The organism is uncultured Blautia sp. (assembly GCF_902497045.1).
In the GTDB taxonomy this organism is placed as follows: Bacteria; Bacillota; Clostridia; order Lachnospirales; family Lachnospiraceae; genus Blautia_A.
On record NZ_CABVDF010000287.1, the window covers coordinates 1 to 2,903 of the forward strand.

Here is a 2,903-nt window from a genome sequence, read left to right on the forward strand (position 1 = left end):
TATACCTTGCTCTGCAAGAGGCTGCCGACTCAATGTCTTAACTAAATGACATTGCTTTCGACACTCCTCCTTTTTTTATTCGCAAATTGCTGCAACCACTTTGTTGATCAGCTTTCCGTCTGCCTTTCCTTTCAGATCACCCATAACTGCTTTCATGATCTGTCCCTTATTTTTCGTAGCAAGAACCTCTGCAAATTTTTCCTCCAGATATGCACGGATCTCTTCTTCGCTCATCTGCTGAGGTGCATATTTTGCGATCACATCATATCTGGCCTGGTACTCTGCACGAAGATCTTCTCTGTTTTCCGGACAGGTATCCAGCTGTTCTTTTACTGTTTTCAGTTCTTTCAGTATCACACGATCCACAAGAGTCTCCGGAATATCATCACGGCAGCCTTCATCAATAGCTGCTTTCTTCGCTGCTGCGATCAGAGAAGACACTGCCTCCTTTGTTGTTTTATCCTTTGCCTTCATAGCCGCTACCATATCTTTTCTTAATGTTTCAAGATCCATCATTCATTCCTCCTGGTCTGATCTGTTTTCAAAGCTTCTTTTCGGAGTTTTTTCTCCTGACGCAATTCCCGGAAAAAATCTGAAAGCATAGCAGAGCATTCTTCTTCAAGAACTCCTCTGGTAACTTTTACTTTATGGTTAAAGCCGTCCATTTCCAAAAGGTTCAGTACAGATCCTGCACATCCGGCTTTGGGATTCATACTTCCGATAACCACCTCATCAATCCTGGACTGCACAAGAGCTCCGGCACACATCTGGCATGGCTCCAGAGTTACATACATGGTACATCCCTCCAGTCTCCAGTCTCCCAGTTTTTTGCTGGCTTTTCTGATCGCGTTCAGTTCTGCATGTGAAAGTGTATTTTTGTCTGTGTTTCTCCGGTTATAGCCTCTGGCAATGATCTTTCCTTCAGACACGATTATACATCCGATGGGCACTTCTTTTAATGCCCATGCTTTTTTTGCCTGCCGGACAGCCTCTTTCATAAAACGTTCCTGCTCCGTCACAAAAAACGACTCCTCTCTAAGTTTCTGTTTTTTATTATAGTAAATGACCGTTGCAAAATCAATGCAGAATCTCTAAAATAAAGAAAAGGCTGTCAACGAAAGGATGATTACATGAAAATATACGGATTAAATAAAACAACCCTGCTGGATTATCCCGGCAAGGTAGCTGCTGTGATCTTTTTGGGAGGATGTAATTTCCGCTGCCCCTTCTGCCAGAACAGCACCCTTGTGCTGAACCCTTCTGCACAGCCGGAAATCCCGGTAAAAGAAGTGCTTTCTTTTCTGAAAAAACGGCAGGGCATTCTGGATGGGGTTTGTGTTACCGGTGGTGAACCAACTCTTTCTCCTGATCTTCCGGAACTCCTGCAGGAAATACGCGCTCTAGGTTATTCCATCAAGCTGGATACCAATGGAACGCATCCGGCTCTTCTGAAGGCTCTTGCTGAACAGGATCTGATCCAGATGGCTGCCGTGGATATCAAAGCATGCCCTGATAATTACCCTGCTTTGTGCGGACTTGTCCATCCTGAGATTAATGCTGTCAAAGAAACGGTGAATTTTTTAAAAAACGGTGCTTTGGATTATGAATTCCGTACCACAGTAGTACGAGAACTACATTCCGAAAAAGATTTTATTGAAATCGGTCAGTGGCTGGCAGGAGCCAAAGCCTACTATCTCCAGGCGTACAGAGACTCTGAAGAAGTTCTGCAGCCCGGATTCAGCAGTTATACCAGGAAAGAACTGGAGCATTTTCGCGAAATACTAAAACGTACCATTCCCTTAGTGGAACTCCGGGGGATTGATTAAGCGATACCAGTAACCGCCTCTCCTTTTAGGAACCTGTATCTGCCGGCTTTCTCTGAAATAAGGAAATCCAAACATATTCGCCATAAACTGTTCCTGCTGATCATAGGCTCCGGGAACTCCCAATATGTAATGCCCGGAGCGGTTCCTTCCTAAAAGAAGGTGTCCAAAATTATAAAATCCATACTGCAGGAAACGGTTATTACGAAGACCGCATTCCCGGGAACGAAGCCTGCACAGATCTCTGAGCTGGATTTTCCTGCAGTCAAAGATTTCTCCGTCCTCAAAAATTTCAGCCGGCTCACCAATATGCGGAAATTCAACTTTCCTTTTCTTTACATCCGCCTCTGCCACAGACTGTGCTGCCATCTGTTCCCGACTGCTCTCTTTCTGCCCTGAAGGCTCCACCCCTTTCGGTTCCGTTTCTGCCTTTTTCTCCTGAAACTCCGAAGCTTCCGCGGCTTCTTCCGTGACTTTCTCCGAAGCTTCCGGCGCCTTCACGGCTTCTCCCTCCTGCATTTCCGGCTCTTTCCTGCTCTCCTCTGGAATTTCCTCCTGCATTTCCGGCTTTTTCCTGCTCTCTTCCGGAATTTCCTTCTGCATTTCCAGCTCTTTCCTGTCCTCTTCCGGAACTTCCTCCTGCATCTCCGGCTTTTTCCTGCCCTCCTCCTTCTCCTTCTGAAGCTTTACTCTCCGGAAATTATCCGGCCGGATTGCCCGGTCATCCCACTCCGTTCCAAAAAATCCTCCACTCTCCGTCAGAAGAATCATTCCTCCCATTTTTTCTAGAGGGATCCCGCTTCCTCCCAGGCTTTCTCTGTCCGTCTCTACCACACAGTCTGCACGGCTTTCCCCGGTTCTGCATTCCCCCACCAGGATTCCATCCATCAGCCCGCTGTTACGGACAAATCCAAAAATTTCGCACTTCTCCTCCGGAAGCAGCCCCGGGCAAAGAAGATGCACCTCCATCCTGCAGTTCTGCTCTTTTGCTTCTACCTGAATAAAACCGCAGTTTCTTCCCTTTTTTTCTTTCTGGTACTCATATACATATGCGACAAAACGCCGATACTCTTTCAAAAG

4 protein-coding genes are annotated in these 2,903 nt (G+C 46.4%); 1 reads left to right on the forward strand and 3 read right to left on the reverse strand.

Annotation, left to right across the window (positions count from 1 at the left end; genetic code table 11):
* Nucleotides 1-75: 75 nt before the first annotated feature.
* Both RDS42_RS13820 and tadA read right to left on the reverse strand, forming a co-directional pair.
* Nucleotides 76-513 (reverse strand): GatB/YqeY domain-containing protein, encoded by a 438-nt coding sequence (locus tag RDS42_RS13820; protein ID WP_308784173.1) that lies wholly within the window; start codon nucleotides 511-513, stop codon nucleotides 76-78.
* A complete protein-coding gene (gene tadA / locus RDS42_RS13825; protein ID WP_308784170.1) occupies nucleotides 513-1,019 on the reverse strand; it encodes a tRNA adenosine(34) deaminase TadA in 507 nt (168 codons plus the stop codon). Before tadA ends, RDS42_RS13820 begins: the two co-directional genes overlap by 1 nt.
* 111 nt (nucleotides 1,020-1,130) lie before the next feature.
* On the opposite strand from tadA, the gene RDS42_RS13830 reads away from it, so the two are divergent.
* Nucleotides 1,131-1,826, forward strand: coding sequence for an anaerobic ribonucleoside-triphosphate reductase activating protein (locus RDS42_RS13830; protein WP_308784171.1), 696 nt, complete (start codon nucleotides 1,131-1,133; stop codon nucleotides 1,824-1,826).
* Here the strand turns inward: RDS42_RS13830 and RDS42_RS13835 are convergent.
* Nucleotides 1,800-2,903: DUF6128 domain-containing protein (locus RDS42_RS13835; protein ID WP_308784172.1), on the reverse strand; the 1,104-nt coding region annotated here is incomplete at its 5' end. The genes RDS42_RS13830 and RDS42_RS13835 overlap by 27 nt on opposite strands.

Bases quoted from the DNA above. Each gene is read 5' to 3' on its own strand.
- RDS42_RS13820 (WP_308784173.1), bottom strand. From the start codon at position 513: ATGGATCTTGAAACATTAAGAAAAGATATGGTAGCGGCTATGAAGGCA.
- RDS42_RS13830 (WP_308784171.1), top strand. From the start codon at position 1,131: ATGAAAATATACGGATTAAATAAAACAACCCTGCTGGATTATCCCGGC.